Source organism: Streptomyces halobius (genome assembly GCF_023277745.1).
Taxonomy (GTDB): Bacteria; Actinomycetota; Actinomycetes; order Streptomycetales; family Streptomycetaceae; genus Streptomyces; species Streptomyces halobius.
The window spans coordinates 2,945,606-2,962,361 of record NZ_CP086322.1 but is presented as its reverse complement, the minus strand read 5'-3'; the positions used below and the strand labels follow the sequence as shown (position 1 = coordinate 2,962,361).

Below are 16,756 nucleotides of genomic sequence, written 5' to 3'. Positions count from 1 at the left end.
ATGCTTCACCATCGAGCTCAGCGGCACCGTTCGCGGCGTTCCGATGGCGTACAAACCTCGCTCTCCCGCTTGCCTGACCCTTTCGCTCCACCCCTAGACTGAACCTCCAGCAGGTGGCTACACGCTCGAAAGGCGCCCCCGTGTCCATCGGCAACTCCCCCGAAGACGACCGGCCTTCCATCGGTCGCGCCCTCCAGCAAGCCCGTATCCACGCAGGACTGACCGTCGAAGAGGTCAGTTCGACGACCCGGGTGCGCACCCCCATCGCGCACGCCATCGAGCAGGACGACTTCTCGCGCTGCGGGGGCGACGTCTATGCCCGCGGACACATCAGAACCCTCGCCCGCGCCGTCGGCCTCAACCCCGAACCGCTGATCGCGCAGTTCGACGCCGAGCACGGCGGACGGCCCGAGCCCACCCCCGCGGCGCCGCTTTTCGAGGCGGAGCGGATCCGCTCCGACCCTCGCCGCCCCAACTGGACCGCCGCGATGGTCGCCGCGATCGTCGCCGTCGTCGGTTTCGTCGGCTTCACGCTCTTCAGCGACGGCAACAGGAACGGCGGCGGACCGATCGCGGGCGGCGACACCGCCAACGCGGACCGGCCGGCACCGACACCCACCAAGGCGCGCACCACCAAGCCCCCCAAGGCCGACCCGTCCGAGAGCGCCATCGCCGGGCTGCCCAAGGACAAGGTCACGATCAAGGTGATCGCCCGGGACGGCCAGAGCTGGATCTCCGCCAAGGACGCCAACGGCAAGCTCCTGCAGGACGGCCTGCTCAAGCAGGGCGAGTCCATGACCTTCACCGACAAGAAGCGGATCGACCTGGTCCTGGGCAACGCCGGGGCCGTACAGCTGTACGTCAACGGCAAGGAGGTCAAGCGGGTCGGCGACAAGGGTTCCGTGGAGCGGCTCAGCTACACCCCTGGGGACCCCCAGGCCGGCTGAGGCCGGGCACCGCCGTGTCCGCCGCCCGTCCCGGGACGTCCGGGACAGGCGGTACTGACCTGCGCGCCATGGGCGGTGCCGGGACGAAGTAGGCTGAGCCCCATGCCCGAACGCCGTACCGTCGCCCTTGTCACCCTTGGCTGCGCCCGTAACGAGGTGGACTCGGAGGAGCTCGCAGGCCGCTTGGCAGCGGACGGCTGGGAGCTCGTCGAGGAAGCCACCGATGCCGATGTCGCCGTCGTCAACACCTGCGGGTTCGTCGAGGCCGCCAAGAAGGACTCCGTCGACGCCCTGCTCGAAGCCAATGATCTGAAGGATCATGGCAGGACCCAGGCCGTCGTGGCCGTCGGCTGCATGGCCGAGCGCTACGGCAAGGAGCTCGCCGAGGCGCTGCCCGAGGCCGACGGCGTGCTCGGCTTCGACGACTACGGCGCCATCTCGGACCGCCTGCAGACCATCCTGAGCGGCGGCATCCACGCCGCGCACACCCCGCGCGACCGCCGCAAGCTGCTGCCGATCAGTCCGGCGGAGCGGCAGAGCGCCGATGTCGCGCTGCCCGGCCACGCACAGACCGCTGCCGCCGAGCCGGCGGGCGCACCCGAGGATCTGCCGGAGGGCGTCGCGCCCCCCTCCGGGCCGCGTGCGCCGCTGCGCCGCAGACTCGGCAGCAGTCCGGTCGCCTCGGTCAAGCTCGCGTCCGGATGCGACCGGCGCTGCTCGTTCTGCGCCATTCCGTCCTTCCGCGGTTCCTTCATCTCCCGCCGGCCCTCCGATGTGCTCGGCGAGACCCGCTGGCTGGCCGAGCAGGGCGTCAAGGAGATCATGCTGGTCTCCGAGAACAACACCTCGTACGGCAAGGACCTCGGTGACATCCGGCTGCTGGAGACGCTGCTGCCGGAGCTGGCCGCCGTCGACGGCATCGAGCGGATCCGGGTCAGCTATCTGCAGCCCGCCGAGATGCGCCCCGGGCTGATCGATGTGCTGACCGGCACGGACAAGGTCGCGCCGTATTTCGATCTGTCCTTCCAGCACTCGGCGCCCGGCGTGCTGCGCGCGATGCGACGGTTCGGCGATACCGGACGCTTCCTGGAGCTGCTGGAACAGATCCGGACGAGGGCGCCCCAGGCCGGTGCCCGATCCAACTTCATCGTCGGTTTCCCGGGTGAGAGCGAGGCCGATCTGGCGGAGCTGGAGCGCTTTCTCTCCGAGGCCCGGCTGGATGCCATCGGCGTCTTCGGCTACTCCGACGAGGACGGCACCGAGGCCGCCTCGTACGAGGACAAGGTCGACCCCGACGTGGTCGCCGAGCGGCTGGCGCGGGTGTCCCGGCTGGCCGAGGAGCTGACCGCGCAGCGTGCCGAGGAGCGGGTCGGTGAGACGGTCCGGGTGCTGGTCGACCGGATCGACGACGAGGACGGCATCGTCGGGCGGGCCGCGCACCAGGCGCCGGAGACCGATGGCGTCACGCTGCTGTCGACCGGCCCGGACCTGGCGCCCGGTCGTATGGTCGAGGCGAAGGTGGTCGCGAGCGAGGGCGTCGATCTCGTGGCCGAGGTGCTGTCGGTGGTGGGCACGGCGTGTACCGAGGAGGCGGGCAGATGAGCGGAGTCCCGGCTTCCGCGGCGGGTGGGCCGCGCACCGCGCCGGCCGTCCGGCAGGCCGGGCTGTGGAACATCGCCAACGTCCTGACGATGTTGCGGCTGCTGCTGGTCCCCGCCTTCGTGGTGCTGCTGATGTACGAGGACGGGACCGACCCGGTATGGCGCGCCTTCGCCTGGGCCGCGTTCGCCATCGCCATGATCACCGATGTCTTCGACGGGCATCTGGCGCGCACATACAACCTGGTCACGGACTTCGGCAAGATCGCCGACCCGATCGCGGACAAGGCGATCATGGGTGCCGCGCTGATCTGTCTTTCGGTGCTGGGCGATCTGCCGTGGTGGGTGACCGGCGTGATCCTCTTCCGGGAGCTGGGCATCACGCTGATGCGCTTCTGGGTGATCAAACACGGTGTGATTCCGGCCAGTCGTGGCGGCAAGATCAAGACATTGGCGCAGGGCACCGCGGTGGGGATGTACGTCCTGGTGTTGACCGGACCGCTGGCCACCTTCCGCTGGTGGATGATGGCCGTGGCCGTGGTGCTGACCGTCGCCACCGGGCTCGACTACGTCCGTCAGGCCGTCGTGATGCGCCGGGCCGGACTGGCCAAGGAGCGGGCCGAACGGGCCGAGCGGGCCGGACAGGACGCGGAGCGGTGACCGGGCCGGGTTCTGCCGCGGCCAGGGTGCTGGAGCTCCTCGCCGGGCGTGGACAGAGCCTGGCGGTGGCCGAATCGCTGACCGGCGGCCTGGTGGCGGGCGCGCTGACCGCCGTCCCCGGAGCCTCGCGGGTCGTCCGCGGCTCGGTGACGGCCTATGCGACCGATGTGAAACGGGACCTGCTGAACGTCGACGGTGCGCTGCTGGCCGAGCGCGGGGCCGTGGACGGCGAGGTCGCGCGGCAGATGGCCACTGGCGTACGGAGGGTGCTGGGCGCCGACTGGGGCATCGCCACCACGGGCGTCGCCGGACCCCTGCCCCAGGACGGCCAGCGCGTGGGCACCGTTTTTGTGGCCGTACAGGGCCCGGACGGCGCCGGAGAGGTGCGTCGGCTGACGCTGGACGGGGATCGTGACCGTATCCGCCAAGACAGCATCGAGGCCGTACTCAACCTGTTGTTGAGCGAACTTGCAGAAAAAATGCGTGCACAGGATACGGAACAACACGGGGGGAATGGATGTTTGCAGCCCTGAGTGAACACGAACTCGCGCCCGGCGCCGGTAGGGCCCGAGGCGGTACGGTGGGGCGAGAAGGATCCGGATCCGAGGTCCGAGGAGGGAGCCAGCGATGATTCTGCTTCGTCGCCTGCTGGGTGACGTGCTGCGCCGACAGCGTCAGCGCCAAGGCCGAACCCTGCGCGAGGTCTCTTCCTCCGCTCGGGTATCGCTCGGCTATTTGTCCGAGGTGGAGCGGGGGCAGAAGGAGGCTTCCTCCGAGCTGCTCTCATCGATCTGTGACGCGCTGGACGTACGCATGTCAGAGCTCATGCGAGAGGTCAGCGACGAGCTGGCGCTCGCCGAGCTGGCACAGTCCGCGGCCGCGAGCGAGCCGGTGCCCACGCCGGTGCGGCCGAACTTCAACCCGGTGTCGGTCACGTCCCTGGCCGGTGTGCCGGAGGACCGTGTGACCATCAAGTCCCCGGCAGACGTCGTGGATGTCGTCGCGGCCTGACACCCCTGTTCGTTCGTGAGGCCCCGGTCGGCTGCTGCCGGCCGGGGCCTCACGCTGTGTGCGCGGTGCGGCGCTCGACCGGCCCCCTTGACCTGCCCAGAGGAACGCCATGGTCTATACGATGGGCAAATCGGGGCATTTCGGAATATTCATGCATATTCCGAAATATTGGGCATATTGGCCATCGGGTTGAACAGGAGTAACTGGATGTCTGTGGTCAAGAGCACGCTCTCCGAAACCGACCGCACCCTCGTCGGGAACGCCCTTCAGGGCGCCCTCGTCGATCTGGTGGATCTCTCCCTCATGGCGAAGCAGGTGCACTGGAACGTCATCGGCCCACGCTTCCGGTCCGTACACCTCCAGCTGGACGAGGTCGTGGACACCGCCCGGCAGCACATGGACACCGTCGCCGAACGGTGCGCCGCGATCGGCGTGACACCGGACGGCCGGACCGCCACGGTCGCCAAGACCAGCGGCATCGGGGAGGTGCCGGACGGCTGGATCAAGGACGGCGACGCCGTACGCACGCTGGTGACGGGCCTGACCGCGATCATCGAGCGGATGCGGGAGCGGATCCGTGCCACCGCGGACCCCGACCCGGTCAGCCAGGACATCCTCATCGGCCTGACCGCCGACCTGGAGAAGCACCACTGGATGTTCCAGGCCGAAGCCCACTGACAGCCCTCGGCGACGGCTGACGGGATGCGCCCGATACGGCGCCGCACCCGCTTGCTCCTGGCGCGCGTGGCACTGCCCTGCGCGCTCCGGGAGTGCGACGGTGCGCTCTCCCGCCGGTCGGCGGGCCCCGTCTAGCGTCGGCCGGAGGAGGCAGCGATGGCGTGGCACGACAGGGGGGCCCGCGGTCCGCTCGGGCGGGGTGCCGGCGGCCGCGTGCAGGGTCCGGGAGGGCGTTCCCGGGCCGGCCCTGGGCGCTGGATAGCCGTGACCCTCGTCGGCGGGCTGTGGTGGGCGGCGGCGCTCCGGCTGGCGCTGTGGCCGCAGTCGGCGGGGGTGATCGAGGGGGCGGTGGTGGCGGGCGGCTGGGGGCTCAGCCTGCTGCCGGTGCACTGCGTTCCGCGGGTGGGCCAGGGGAACGGCAGGAACGGCCGGGGCGGGTGGCTGGAGAAGGGGCGGGCGGGGCTGGCCGGGGGGTGGCGGCGATGGCGGTCGGGGGGTGGGAACGGGGGTGGGGGGCTGTGAGGGCGGTGAGGTTGTGAGGGGGTTGGTGTTCTCAGGGTGGACGCGGTGCGGCGTTGGGCTGGTGAAGACCGGCTGTCGGGGCGTCAATTCGGTGGCCGGTGTCGGGGGGTTGCTTCTCAATGCGCGGGGTGGTCGGGCTCGTTGGGAGGTTCGGGCTTGTCGGTGCGGACTGGGTGGTCGGTCTGGTCAGGCTGGTCGGTCTGGCAGGTGGGGCACCAGTAGGTGACGCGTTCGTCGGGCGTGGAGCCCTGGTCGGCGGTGCGGATGGCGGCGCCGCAGCGCGCGCAGGGGCGTCCCGCGCGCCCGTAGACCCATAGCCGGCGATCGGGGCGCGCTCCTCCACTGCCCTCAAACGGGCGTGGGCGGTACCCCCACGGAGTGGTGGTACGGGCGGGGCGCTGCTTGTTGGCTTCGAGGAGTCTCTTGGCGAGTGCGGGAGCGCGCTCCGGGGCGGGGAGCCGGCCCATCGGGAGCCAGGGCGAGGCGCGCAGCAGGAAGCACAGCTCGGACTTGTAGACATTGCCGACACCGGCGAGGTTGCGCTGGTCCAGCAGGGCCTCGCCCAGGGGCCGTTCGGGGACGGCGAGCAGCCGGCGCAGGGCCTCGGCCGCGTCCCAGTCGGGGCCGAGGAGATCGGGGCCCAGGTGGCCGACGACCTGGGACTCGTCGGCGGTGCGCAGCAGATCGAGGACGGGGAGGCGGTAGCCGACGGCGGTGTGCCGCTCGGTGCCGAGGATCGCCCGGATCTGGTGGGCGGGGCCGCCACGCCAGCGTTCCGCAGGGGCGTAGATCTTCCAGGCGCCGTCCATCCGGAGATGGGAGTGGAGGGTGAGACCGCCTTCGATGCGGGTGAGCAGATGCTTGCCGCGGGGGGTGACGTCCAGCACCGTGCGGCCGGTCAGGTCGACCGTCGCGAGCCGGGGGACGCGCAGGTCGCAGCGGGTCAGGGGCTGACCTGCCAGCGCGTCGTGGAGGCGCTGGGCCAGCCGCCAGACCGTGTCACCTTCGGGCATGGGTCCATCATGCCGGGAGTGGTGTCGGTCAGCGGTTGCCCCGGCCCCTGGAGTGGTGTTCGTCAGGGGGATGCCCGGCCCCGTCGGCGCCGCCCGTCAGCCCCGGAGGCGCATCCCCCGGGGTGTGGGGTGGAAACCGGCGGATTCGAGGGCCGGAGCGTACGGGGAGGTCAGGGCCGCGCTGCCGTTGATGCGTTCGGTGGTTATCGTGCCGAGGGCGCCCGCGCGGGCCGCGTCGGTCAGTGCCGTCACGGCGGCCTGGAGACGGGCGTCGGCGGGTGGTCCGTCCGGGACGCCGGGGAGGGGCCAGATCAGCAGGGTCTTGCCGCCGCGCTCCATGTAGAGCGCCAGCTCGCCGTCGACCAGGACAACGAGGGAGCCCGCCTTGCGGCCCGGCTTGTGTGTCGAGCCCTCGGGCGGATCGGGCCAGGGCAGGGCGGCGCCGTAGGCGTTGGCCGGGTCGGCGGCGGCGAGGACGACGGCGCGCTGCGGACTTCTGGAACCGGACTCCCAACGGTCCCTGCTCGGCAGAGCTTCGCCGGCCCCGCACTCCCGCTGCGTGCTGATCGCGCGCAGCCGGTCGACCGCACCGTCCATGGCGAACTGGGCGGCGCCCAGCCCCTCGACGACATAGCCGCGGCGGGCCTGCCCGGACTCCTCGAACGCGGCCAGTACGCGATACGCGGCGGAGAAGCCGCCCTCGACCCCCTCGGCGGCGACCGCGCCCCGGGTGACGATGCCGTGCCGGTCCAGGAGCGTACGGGCCAGGGCGTGCGCCCGGTGGGTGGCCTCCGGTTCCAGGGCGGGTAGCAGGGACCAGCGGCCGCCGACCGTCGGCGGGCCGGAGCGGGACGCGGTGGGGCGGCCGCTGCGGCCCGCGGCGGCGGTGAGCATGCCTCCCCCCAACTCCGTCCGGGGGTGCCCCCAGCGCCCCCGGGGCACCGTGCGGCGGGCGCGGTGGGCGGTCGAGCCGGCCGTACGGCCCGAGCCGAGGAGGGCGCGCAGCGGGGCCAGGGTGTCGTTGGTGAGCCGCCCGGACCAGGCCAGATCCCAGAGGGCGTCGGCCAGTTGGGGGTCGGTGGCGTCGGGGTGGGTGGTGGCGCGGGCCTGGTCGGCGATCTGGCGGAAGAACAGGCCGTATCCGGGGGCGAGGGCGGTCAGCACGGAGGAGTGCAGAGCGGTGAGTTCCAGGGGGAGCGGGGCGTGGAGGAGGAGCGGCGCGGAGTCGGCGAGATGGAGGGAGAGCCAGCCGTCCTTGCCGGGGAGGGCACCGGCGCCGGCCCACAACACCTCGCCGGTGGCGGTGAGTTCGTCCAGCATCGCCGGGGTGTAGTCGGCGACGCGGGAGGGCAGGACGAGCTTCTCCAGGGCCGAGGCGGGGACCGGGGCGCCCTGGAGCTGCTCGATGGCGCGGGCCAGGCCGTCGATGCCGCGCAGGCCGGGCGATCCGCCGGCGGACGGCTGCCCTCCGGGACGCGGGGCGCCGACGTGCTGCCACTGCGGGAGGAAGGCGGCGAGCGCGGCGGGCGGCACCGGCTCCAGCTCCTCACGCAGCGCGGCGAGCGAACGGCGGCGCAGCCTGCGCAGCACCTGGGCGTCGCACCATTCCTGGCCGATCCCGGCGGGGTGGAATTCACCCTGGACGATACGGCCGGCGGCGGCGAGGCGGTGCAGCGCGCCGTCCGTGACGGCCGTGCCGAGGCCGAAGCGGGCGGCGGCCTGCTCGGAGGTGAACGGGCCGTGGGTACGGGCGAACCGGGAGAGCAGGTCGCCGAGCGGGTCCTTGACCGGTTCGGTGAAGGACTCGGGGACGCCCACGGGCAGGGCCGTCCCCAGGGCGTCCCGGAGCCGGCCCGCGTCCTCGATGGCGGCCCAGTGGGCGGCGCCGGCGATCCGCACCGTGATGGCGCGGCGGGCGGCGGCCAGCTCCCTGACCCACGCCGGATCCGCGCCGCGCTCGGCCAGCTCGGCGTCGGTCAGCGGCCCGAGCAGCCGCAGCAGATCGGCGACACCCTCGGCGTCCTTGGCGCGGCGGTCGTCCGTCAGCCACTGGAGCTCGCGCTCCAGCTCGGCCAGCACCTCGGCGTCCAGCAGTTCCCGCAGCTCGGCCTGGCCCAGCAGCTCGGCGAGCAGCCGGGAGTCCAGCGAGAGGGCGGCGGCCCGGCGCTCGGCGAGCGGGGAGTCGCCCTCGTACAGGAACTGGGCGACATAGCCGAACAGCAGGGAGCGGGCGAACGGGGACGCCTCGGGGGTGGTGACCTCCACCAGACGGACCCGGCGGGCCTCGATATCGCCCATCAGCTCCGTCAGACCCGGTACGTCGAAGACGTCCTGGAGGCATTCGCGGACGGCTTCCAGCACGATCGGGAAGGACCCGAACTCGCTTGCCACCTGGAGGAGTTGGGCGGCGCGCTGGCGCTGTTGCCACAGCGGGGTGCGCTTGCCGGGGTTGCGCCGCGGCAGCAGCAGGGCGCGGGCGGCGCATTCGCGGAAACGGGAGGCGAAGAGGGCGGAACCGCCGACCTGGTCGGTGACGAGCTGGTCGACGTCGCCGGGGTCGAAGGCGACATCGGCGGCGCCGACGGGGGACTGCTCGGGGTCGTACTCGGCGCCCAGTGACCCCGGGCCGGCGCCGAAAGCGTCACCGCCGTCGAGGAGATCCAGACCCATCAGGTCGGCGTCGGGCAGCCGCAGCACGATGCCGTCGTCGGCGTGCATCACCTGGGCGTCCATGCCGTAGCGCTCGGCGAGACGGGCGCCGAGGGCGAGCGCCCAGGGGGCGTGGACCTGCGCCCCGAAGGGGGAGTGGACGACCACCCGCCAGTCGCCGAGCTCGTCGCGGAACCGCTCGACGACGATCGTGCGGTCGTCCGGGACATGGCCGCACGCCTGCTTCTGCTCGGCGAGATAGCCGAGGACGTTGGCGCTCGCCCAGGCGTCGAGGCCGGCGGCCGACAGCCGGGCGGCGGCCTCCTCGCGGGCGAGGGAGCCGATCTCGCGGAGGAACGCGCCGAGCGCCCGGCCCAGTTCGAGGGGGCGGCCGAGCTGGTCGCCCTTCCAGAAGGGCAGCCGGCCCGGAACCCCGGGGGCGGGGGTGACCAGCACCCGGTCGCGGGTGATGTCCTCGATGCGCCAGGACGTCGTCCCCAGGGTGAAGACATCGCCGACGCGGGATTCGTAGACCATCTCCTCGTCCAGCTCGCCCACCCGTCGCCCGCCGCCCTTCCCGGAGTCGCCCGCCAGGAAGACCCCGAACAGACCGCGGTCGGGGATCGTGCCCCCGGACGTGACGGCCAGCCGCTGCGCCCCGGGGCGGCCCGTCACCGTCTGGGCCACGCGGTCCCATACGACGCGGGGGCGCAGCTCGGCGAAGGCGTCGGACGGATAGCGGCCGGCGAGCATGTCCAGCACGGCGGTGAACGCCGACTCGGGGAGCGCGGCGAACGGGGCGGCACGGCGGACCACGGCCAGCAGCTCCTCGACGTCCCAGGTGTCCATCGCGGTCATCGCGACGAGCTGCTGGGCGAGCACATCCAGCGGGTTGGCGGGCACCCGCAGCGCTTCGATCGCGCCCGAGCGCATCCGCTCGGTGACCACGGCGGCCTGCACCAGATCGCCTCGGTACTTGGGGAAGACGATGCCCGTCGACACCGCGCCGACCTGATGCCCGGCCCGACCCACCCGCTGCAGCCCGGAGGCGACCGACGGCGGTGACTCGACCTGGACGACGAGATCGACCGCGCCCATGTCGATGCCGAGCTCCAGGCTGGAGGTGGCGACCACGGCCGGCAGCCGGCCCGCCTTCAAGTCCTCCTCCACCTGGGCGCGTTGCTCTTTGGAGACCGAGCCGTGGTGGGCGCGGGCCAGTACCGGCGGCGCGCCCTTGGCGGCACCGGCCTCGGCCATCAGCTCCGCGGGGGAGTGGTGCTCGGGGAGCGCTTCTCCGGTGGCGCGCTCGTAGGCGATCTCGTTGAGGCGGTTGCACAGCCGCTCCGCCAGGCGGCGGGAGTTGGCGAAGACGATCGTGGAGCGATGGGCCTGGACGAGATCGGCGATCTTCTCCTCGACCTGCGGCCAGATGGACGGCTTCTCGCCCGTATCGCCCTCTTGGACGGGGGAGCCGCCCAGCTCCCCCATGTCCTCCACCGGCACGACCACCGACAGGTCGAAGCGCTTGCCGGACGGCGGCTGGACGATCTCCACCCGGCGCCGCGGCGACAGATAGCGGGCGACCTCCTCCACCGGGCGCACCGTCGCCGACAGACCGATCCGGCGGGCCGGGCGGTCGAGCAGCTCGTCCAGCCGCTCCAGGGAGAGCGCCAGATGCGCGCCGCGCTTCGTACCGGCGACGGCGTGCACCTCGTCCAGGATGACCGTCTCGACGCCCGCGAGCGCCTCCCGGGCCGAGGACGTCAGCATCAGGAACAGCGACTCGGGGGTCGTGATGAGGATGTCCGGCGGGCGGCTGGCGATCGAGCGGCGCTCGGCGGCCGGGGTGTCGCCGGAGCGGATGCCCACCCTGATGTCCGGCTCGGGCAGCCCGAGGCGGACCGACTCCTGGCGGATGCCCGTCAGCGGACTGCGCAGATTGCGCTCGACATCGACGGCGAGGGCCTTCAGTGGCGAGACGTACAGCACCCGGCAGCGCTTCTTCGGCTCGGCGGGCGCCGGACCGCTCGCCAGCGCGTCCAGCGACGCCAGGAACGCGGCGAGGGTCTTGCCGGAGCCCGTCGGCGCCACCACGAGGACGTCGGACCCCGCGCCGATCGCCTGCCAGGCGCCCTCCTGCGCCGCGGTGGGCGCGCTGAACGCCCCGGCGAACCAGCCGCGGGTCGCGGGAGAGAACGAGTCGAGTGCTGACTTGGCCATGTCCCCCATCGTGCACCGTGCCACTGACAACGCGGCGGGAGAGCGGTGCGGGAGCGGTGCGCGGGCGGCGCCGGCCTGATCGCCGAGATCGCCGGGGAGGCCGGCGCCCTGGGTGCCGAGGCACTCGGCGACACCAACGCCTGGGGACTGGACGCGGCCAGCCCTGCGGTCTTCCTGGCGCTGCTCGCCCCGATGCTCAGAACCACCGTCGAGCGGGCGGCGGCCGGCCTCGCGGTGGTGCTGGTCATGGTTACGCTGCCGACGCTCCCGACGGGCGTACCGGTGCTGCTGTCGGCGCTGGCCGCACCCGCCGTGCTCCTCGTCCAGGGGCGTCGGGAACGCGCCCAGGGGACACCCGACGCCACCGAGGAGGGTCGAGCATGAGCGTCTGGATCGCGATCAGCCTCACCGCCGTGGGCTGCTATCTGGTCAAACTCCTCGGCCTGCCGGCCCCCGCCGGCCTCCTGGAGCGCCCGCTCGTCAAGCGGCTGGCCGCGCTGCTCCCGGTGGCCCTGCTGGCCGCTCTCACCGCCCAGCAGGCGTTCAGCGACGGTCAGCATCTGCCGCTCGACGCCGAGGCCGCGGGTGTGGCCGCCGCAGCGGTCGCGCTGGTCCTGCGGGCACCGTTCCCCCTGGTCGTCGGCGCCGCGGTGGTGGTGACCGCCGGAGTGCGAGCCCTGGGCGGGTGACCGCCCCGAGGTCGGCCCGGCGGAACCGATCACCAAACGGGGCGGCACTCCGCGCCACATCGCATCGACGCCGAGGCGCGTCGCATCGCACCCCGCGGCGCACGGGGCCAATCGGCCGGCGCACCGGATCACGCGTCGCGGGCGCACCGGGTCAGCCGATGGGACGCCCGTACGCCCGCAAGGTCAGCAGCGCGTTCAGCGTCACCATGGGACGGGACTCCAGCGCTGTACCCGGTGCCCATACCCGCCAGTTGACCGGCCAGCCGCCGTCCTCCTGCTGGAGCGACACGAGGTGGTCCAGCGCCCGGCCCAGCTCCTCGTCGCTGAACCAGCGGCGGGCCAGCGAGCCGGGCGCGGGCGCGAAGTCGTACGCCAAGTGGTGCTCCCCGGGCGCGTACCCCGGCGCCACCGGGACGTCCGCCGCCCGCTCCGGGTCCAGCAGCACCAGCCCCTGCTCCCGTACGAGCTTGCCCAGGCGCTGTGCCGCGGCGGCCGCCCGAGGGCGGTCCGGGGCGCCGTCCAGGAAGGCCACCGCCGCCTCGACCTCGTACGGATGGGTCTCCTCCAGCGACTCCACGGCCGCCCAGCAGTAGTCCGTGGCCCGGAACAGCCAGGCGTGCCACACCTCGTTGCGGTGCAGCACACCCACCACTGGCCCGGTGGCCAGAAGCGCGCTCGGCGGATCGTCGACCACCGGGATCCACGGTGCGGCCGGATACCCGCGCTGTGACGGGTGCAGCGCGGGCAGCGCGCCCTCCGGGGTCGAGACCCGCGTCAGATAGCGGCAGATCCGCTCCACCCGGAGGCCGTCGCACCGCCCGATGCGATCCAGCACCTTCAGGGCGTGTGCGGTGTGCAGCGGCTGGCTGACCGGGCCGCGCAGGTCCGGCTCCAGCGCGTGGCCGTAGCCGTCGTCGTCATCGCGGTACGCGGCGAGGGCGGTCTCGACCGGATCCGCGCCGCCGCCGAGGAAGTGGTACTCGAAGAGCCGCTGTTCGAGCACCCGGGCGGTCAGCCAGACGAAGCGCTCGGCACGCGCCAGAGGGGTCGGTCGTGAGCTTGCGTTTTCGGCCATGGCCCGACCGTAGGGCCGAATTCCTCCGTCGGCACGGGCAGGAGCCCGGCTGCCCTCCCAGGGCGGGACACTGGAGGCATGCGGTTGACGGACGTCGACCGGTCGTCGCCCCGGCCTTCCGTAACCAGCCCCTCGTCACCCAGCCCCGTAACCGATGACAAGGACACGGGATTTGGCTCCGGGTTCCGGAACCGATAGGGGTGTGGCCGGGATCACAGCGCATGACCGAGGTGCTCGGACGACTTCACTGATGGGCGTTGTGGCCGACAGGTACGGTTTGGCCATGGATGTTTCCGGAGCAGACGCCGCCGATGGCAACACCGGGCTGCCGGAGGCCATCAAGGCCACCGCGCGCCAACTGCTGGTGAAACTGGGCGCCGGAGGGCTGTCCCTGGACGCCGTCGCCGAGGGCGGCGGCTTTGCCGTCACGGACGTGGCAGCCGTCTTCCCGCATCGGGACGACCTGCTGACCGCGCTGGTCATCGACGCCTACAACGCGTCCGGCGCCGCGATGGAGCGGGCCGATCAGGCCGCCAGTGACGCCCGTGCGTCGGCGGGCGCGCGGTTGCTCGCGGCCGCCCGCGCACTGCGGCAGTGGTCCTTCGGCAACCCCGCCGAGTTCACGCTGGTCTACGGCTCGCCCGTTCCGGATTACCACGCCCCGCAGGACACGGTCCCGCCCGCCTCGCGCACCCCCGCCGTGCTGGCCGGCATCGTGCGTTCGGCGCTGGAGGCCGGTGAACTCACCCCGCCCCGGCGGGCGGTGCCCGGCCCGCCGCTGCTCCTGCCGGAGGCCGTGGAGCTCTTCGGCGGCGTGCCCGAGGCGCCGTTCTCGGACATCATCGAGCGCGGCGTCGTGCTGTGGAGCAATCTGATCGGGCTCCTGGTGTTCCAGGTCTTCAGCCGTACCCACGACAGTGTCCGGGACGAGTCCGCGTTCTTCGACTACGCCATCGCCGTGGCGGCCGAAAGCATCGGACTCGTCGTTCCGTTGGGCGAGTCGGCCGACTGAGGAGAGTCAGCCGACTGAGGAGAGTCGGCCGATTGAGGCGAGAACACCGACCAGAGCGGGAACGACGACCAGGGCGGGACACCGACCAGGTCGAGAACTCCGACTAGACCGTCCGCCGCGTGCGCGGGCCCGGCGGGGAATCAGGCCGTGAACACCACCAGAATCCTCTGTTTCGTCATCGCGGCGCTCTCGTCGTATGCCGCGCTCGTCTACCGGCTGAGCCAGGTACGGCGCAGCTGGCGGGAGAACGCCTATCGCACGCTGGTGATCACTCTGCTGCTCCAGTGCCTCACCTTCACGATGGGTGCCGTCGCCATGGGAAGCAGGAGCTTCCTGGGCGTCGGCAACCTCGCCATCCTGGTGATGCACCTATCGGCGGTCGCCTTCTGTGTCAGCGCGCAAATCATCCTGCTGCGCTGGGCGACCGCCGACGCGGCGACGGTACGGAAGACCCGCTACTGGCTGCTCACCGGCATCGCGCTCAACGCACTTCTGATCGCGCTCTTCTTCATCGCCGACGGCCCCGGCCGGCCGGCTACGGACTTCAACACCGGCAGCGGCCGGCCGCTGGTCCTCACCTACCTCCTGGTCTTCATCGTCTCCCAGGCGGTCCCGTGCGTCACCATCTTCCGCCAGTGCGGCCCCTACGCCCGAATGGCCGGTAAGGCCTCGCTGCGACAGGCCCTGCGGCTGCTCTCCGTCGCCGCGGTGATCCTCTTCCTCTACTGCCTGGCCAGGACGGTAAACATCCTCACCGCCGCGTTCGGGCTCGACATCGGCGTCTGGACGGTCGCCCCCTCCGTCTTCAGCGCGGCGGGCATCGTCACCCTCTCGCTCAGCCTGACCATCTCCTCCTGGGGGGCCTCCGCCGCCAAACTGCTGGGGTGGGCGCGCAGTTACCGGTCGTACCGGGCCCTCTACCCGCTCTGGCGGGACCTGTACGAGTCCTCCCCGGACATCGCCCTGGAGCCGCCCGGGGCCGCGGTCTCCGACCTCGACTACCGCCTCCACCGGAGGGTCATCGAGATACGGGACGGGTGGCGGGACTTGCGCCCCTACATCGACCGCACCGCCAACGGGGCCGGCCGAGCGGACTCAGGGGCGAGCGAGGAGTCCCGGCAGGCGTTCGCCGAAGCGGCGCAGATCAGACAGGCCCTGTACGCCAAGCGCACCGGCACCATCCCCGATGACAACAAGGACGCCGGCGACTTCGACGACCGCGACACGGACAACTTCACCGCGGAGGTCGCCTGGCTCACCAAGGTCGCATCCGCCTACCGAAGGATCGACAAGGCGAGTTGAGAGCATCCGCCCGGTCTGCCCCCGTCAGACCGGGCGGGTTGCCCCCCGTTTCCCCCGTGGTTCCCCCGTTCTTCCTGTCGGGCCGGACGGTGAGTCCCGCCCGGTTGGACCGGCCCATCCCCCGAGGGCCGGGCCGACAGGACCGGCAGCCAACTCGGCTACCCCCGTAAGCAAAGTTAGCTGTCAGCTATCGGCAAGGTCCACGTTGGCGGAGTCTCGGCCGATTGTCAACTGACCGCTAATCTGCGAAACTTACGGTTAGCCAAGGGCAATCCGAGGAGGTGACGGGAGGGAGATTCGCGATGTCCGAGACTGACGACCGGCCCAAGCTGGCGGTACGTCTGGACAACCTCTTCAGGACGGTGCGTCCCAAGGGCAGGCACTGGACCAATGCCGAGGTGGCGGAGGAGTTGAAGCGGGCCAACCCCGAACTCAGGGTCGGGGGTGTGTATCTGTCGCAGTTGCGGACGGGCAAGCGCTCCAATCCCTCACCGGACCTCCTGGCCGCCCTGGCGCGCTTCTTCGGTGTGTCGGTTGCCTACTTCTTCGACGACGAGGTCGCCGAGTCGGTGCTCAGCGAGGTCGCCGCCATCGAAGCGCTGCGGCAGGCAGGGGTCCGCTCGGTGGCGATGCGGGCGGCGGGGATGAAGAGGGAGAATCTCCAGGCCATCACGGCCATCATGGACCAGTACCGGCAGATGCAGGGTCTTCCGCCCGTCACCGACGCCTCGGAGGCGGAGTGAGGGGCACGGGGGAGTGAGGGGCGCCAGGAAGGGCCCGTCGGCCGGTCAGGACCGCCGCAGTCACCTCAAGAGGCTACGGAAGGCCGGCGCGCGGCGGATCGCGGAACTCGATCTGCCGAAGGTGGCCGATGTGGCCGAACTCTGCCGCTACCTCGGAGAGATCCGCGACCGCCCGATCACGCTGGTCCCGATGCAGATGCCCGCGTCGCACCCGTGCGGCATGTGGGTCGCCGCACGCGACGAGGACCTCATCTTCTACGACGCCAACACGACCAGCGCGCATCAGGAGCACATCATCTTGCACGAGCTGGGCCACATCATCTGCTGCCATCGCGGGGCGGGTTGGCTGGACGAGGCGAGCGCCCGCCTCCTCTTCCCCAACCTCGACCCCGACCTCGTGCGTGACATGCTCCTGCGCGCGACCTATGACGACGTTCAGGAACAGGAAGCGGAGATCATCGCCTATCTGCTCTCCCAACGGGTGGGCAGCGCCGAGGAACGCCGCGGCGCGTCCCCGTCCGAGGCAGCCGGGGCAGACGGGGAAACCGGGAAGGACGCCATGCTCAGCCGGATCGAACGCACCCTGATCTGACGTGCGTTACATGAGTTGCCCGTTCGCCAGTCACTCGTCCCCCCA

Annotated in this window: 15 protein-coding genes and 1 pseudogene; 13 read left to right on the top strand and 3 right to left on the bottom strand. The window is 71.9% G+C overall.

Annotated elements, in window-relative coordinates; translation table 11 throughout:
- The first annotated feature begins 140 nt into the window (after positions 1-140).
- From K9S39_RS13575 to K9S39_RS13545, 7 genes are all read left to right on the top strand, one after another.
- On the top strand, positions 141-947 hold the full coding sequence (locus K9S39_RS13575) for a helix-turn-helix domain-containing protein (RefSeq protein WP_248863598.1): 807 nt from the start codon (positions 141-143) through the stop codon (positions 945-947).
- A gap of 102 nt (positions 948-1,049) precedes the next feature.
- A complete protein-coding gene (gene rimO, locus K9S39_RS13570) occupies positions 1,050-2,549 on the top strand; it encodes a 30S ribosomal protein S12 methylthiotransferase RimO (protein ID WP_248863597.1) in 1,500 nt (499 codons plus the stop codon).
- Complete coding sequence (pgsA, locus tag K9S39_RS13565; protein ID WP_248863596.1) at positions 2,546-3,205, top strand: CDP-diacylglycerol--glycerol-3-phosphate 3-phosphatidyltransferase; 660 nt, start codon at positions 2,546-2,548, stop codon at positions 3,203-3,205. Before rimO ends, pgsA begins: the two co-directional genes overlap by 4 nt.
- Entirely contained in the window at positions 3,202-3,738 is a 537-nt protein-coding gene (locus K9S39_RS13560; protein ID WP_248863595.1) for a CinA family protein, read from the top strand. The genes pgsA and K9S39_RS13560 overlap by 4 nt, the downstream gene beginning before the upstream one ends.
- 94 nt (positions 3,739-3,832) lie before the next feature.
- Positions 3,833-4,216 (top strand): helix-turn-helix domain-containing protein, encoded by a 384-nt coding sequence (locus K9S39_RS13555; protein WP_248863594.1) that lies wholly within the window; start codon positions 3,833-3,835, stop codon positions 4,214-4,216.
- 207 nt (positions 4,217-4,423) lie between these two features.
- Positions 4,424-4,894 (top strand): Dps family protein, encoded by a 471-nt coding sequence (locus tag K9S39_RS13550; RefSeq protein ID WP_248863593.1) that lies wholly within the window; start codon positions 4,424-4,426, stop codon positions 4,892-4,894.
- A gap of 258 nt (positions 4,895-5,152) precedes the next feature.
- Positions 5,153-5,416 carry a hypothetical protein gene (locus K9S39_RS13545; RefSeq protein ID WP_248868731.1) on the top strand — a complete coding sequence of 88 codons (264 nt, stop codon included), beginning with the start codon at positions 5,153-5,155 and terminating at the stop codon, positions 5,414-5,416.
- Positions 5,417-5,532: 116 nt separating this feature from the next.
- Here K9S39_RS13545 and K9S39_RS13540 read toward each other — a convergent pair whose 3' ends face one another.
- Complete coding sequence (locus tag K9S39_RS13540) at positions 5,533-6,429, bottom strand: Fpg/Nei family DNA glycosylase (RefSeq protein WP_248863592.1); 897 nt, start codon at positions 6,427-6,429, stop codon at positions 5,533-5,535.
- Positions 6,430-6,525: 96 nt separating this feature from the next.
- On the bottom strand, positions 6,526-11,298 hold the full coding sequence (locus K9S39_RS13535) for a DEAD/DEAH box helicase (protein WP_248863591.1): 4,773 nt from the start codon (positions 11,296-11,298) through the stop codon (positions 6,526-6,528).
- Between the two features lie 102 nt (positions 11,299-11,400).
- Between K9S39_RS13535 and K9S39_RS13530 the strand changes: the two are divergent.
- Positions 11,401-11,682, top strand: a pseudogene (locus K9S39_RS13530) (AzlC family ABC transporter permease); the annotation flags it as partial.
- Complete coding sequence (locus K9S39_RS13525) at positions 11,679-11,987, top strand: AzlD domain-containing protein (protein WP_248863590.1); 309 nt, start codon at positions 11,679-11,681, stop codon at positions 11,985-11,987. The pseudogene K9S39_RS13530 and the gene K9S39_RS13525, both read left to right, overlap by 4 nt.
- Before the next feature lie 151 nt (positions 11,988-12,138).
- On the opposite strand, the gene K9S39_RS13520 is transcribed toward K9S39_RS13525, so the two are convergent.
- Entirely contained in the window at positions 12,139-13,062 is a 924-nt protein-coding gene (locus K9S39_RS13520) for a hypothetical protein (RefSeq protein ID WP_248863589.1), read from the bottom strand.
- 283 nt (positions 13,063-13,345) lie between these two features.
- On the opposite strand from K9S39_RS13520, the gene K9S39_RS13515 reads away from it, so the two are divergent.
- The 4 genes from K9S39_RS13515 (at position 13,346) to K9S39_RS13500 (ending at position 16,711) form a co-directional block, all read left to right on the top strand.
- Complete coding sequence (locus tag K9S39_RS13515; RefSeq protein ID WP_248863588.1) at positions 13,346-14,074, top strand: TetR-like C-terminal domain-containing protein; 729 nt, start codon at positions 13,346-13,348, stop codon at positions 14,072-14,074.
- 147 nt (positions 14,075-14,221) lie between these two features.
- The gene (locus K9S39_RS13510) at positions 14,222-15,376 is read left to right on the top strand and encodes an MAB_1171c family putative transporter (RefSeq protein ID WP_248863587.1); all 1,155 of its coding nucleotides are present in this window, start codon (positions 14,222-14,224) and stop codon (positions 15,374-15,376) included.
- Positions 15,377-15,678: 302 nt separating this feature from the next.
- Entirely contained in the window at positions 15,679-16,119 is a 441-nt protein-coding gene (locus K9S39_RS13505; RefSeq protein ID WP_248863586.1) for a helix-turn-helix domain-containing protein, read from the top strand.
- Positions 16,120-16,132: 13 nt separating this feature from the next.
- Positions 16,133-16,711: a toxin gene (locus tag K9S39_RS13500; protein WP_248863585.1), complete on the top strand. Its 579-nt coding sequence runs from the start codon at positions 16,133-16,135 to the stop codon at positions 16,709-16,711.
- Positions 16,712-16,756 lie beyond the last annotated feature (45 nt).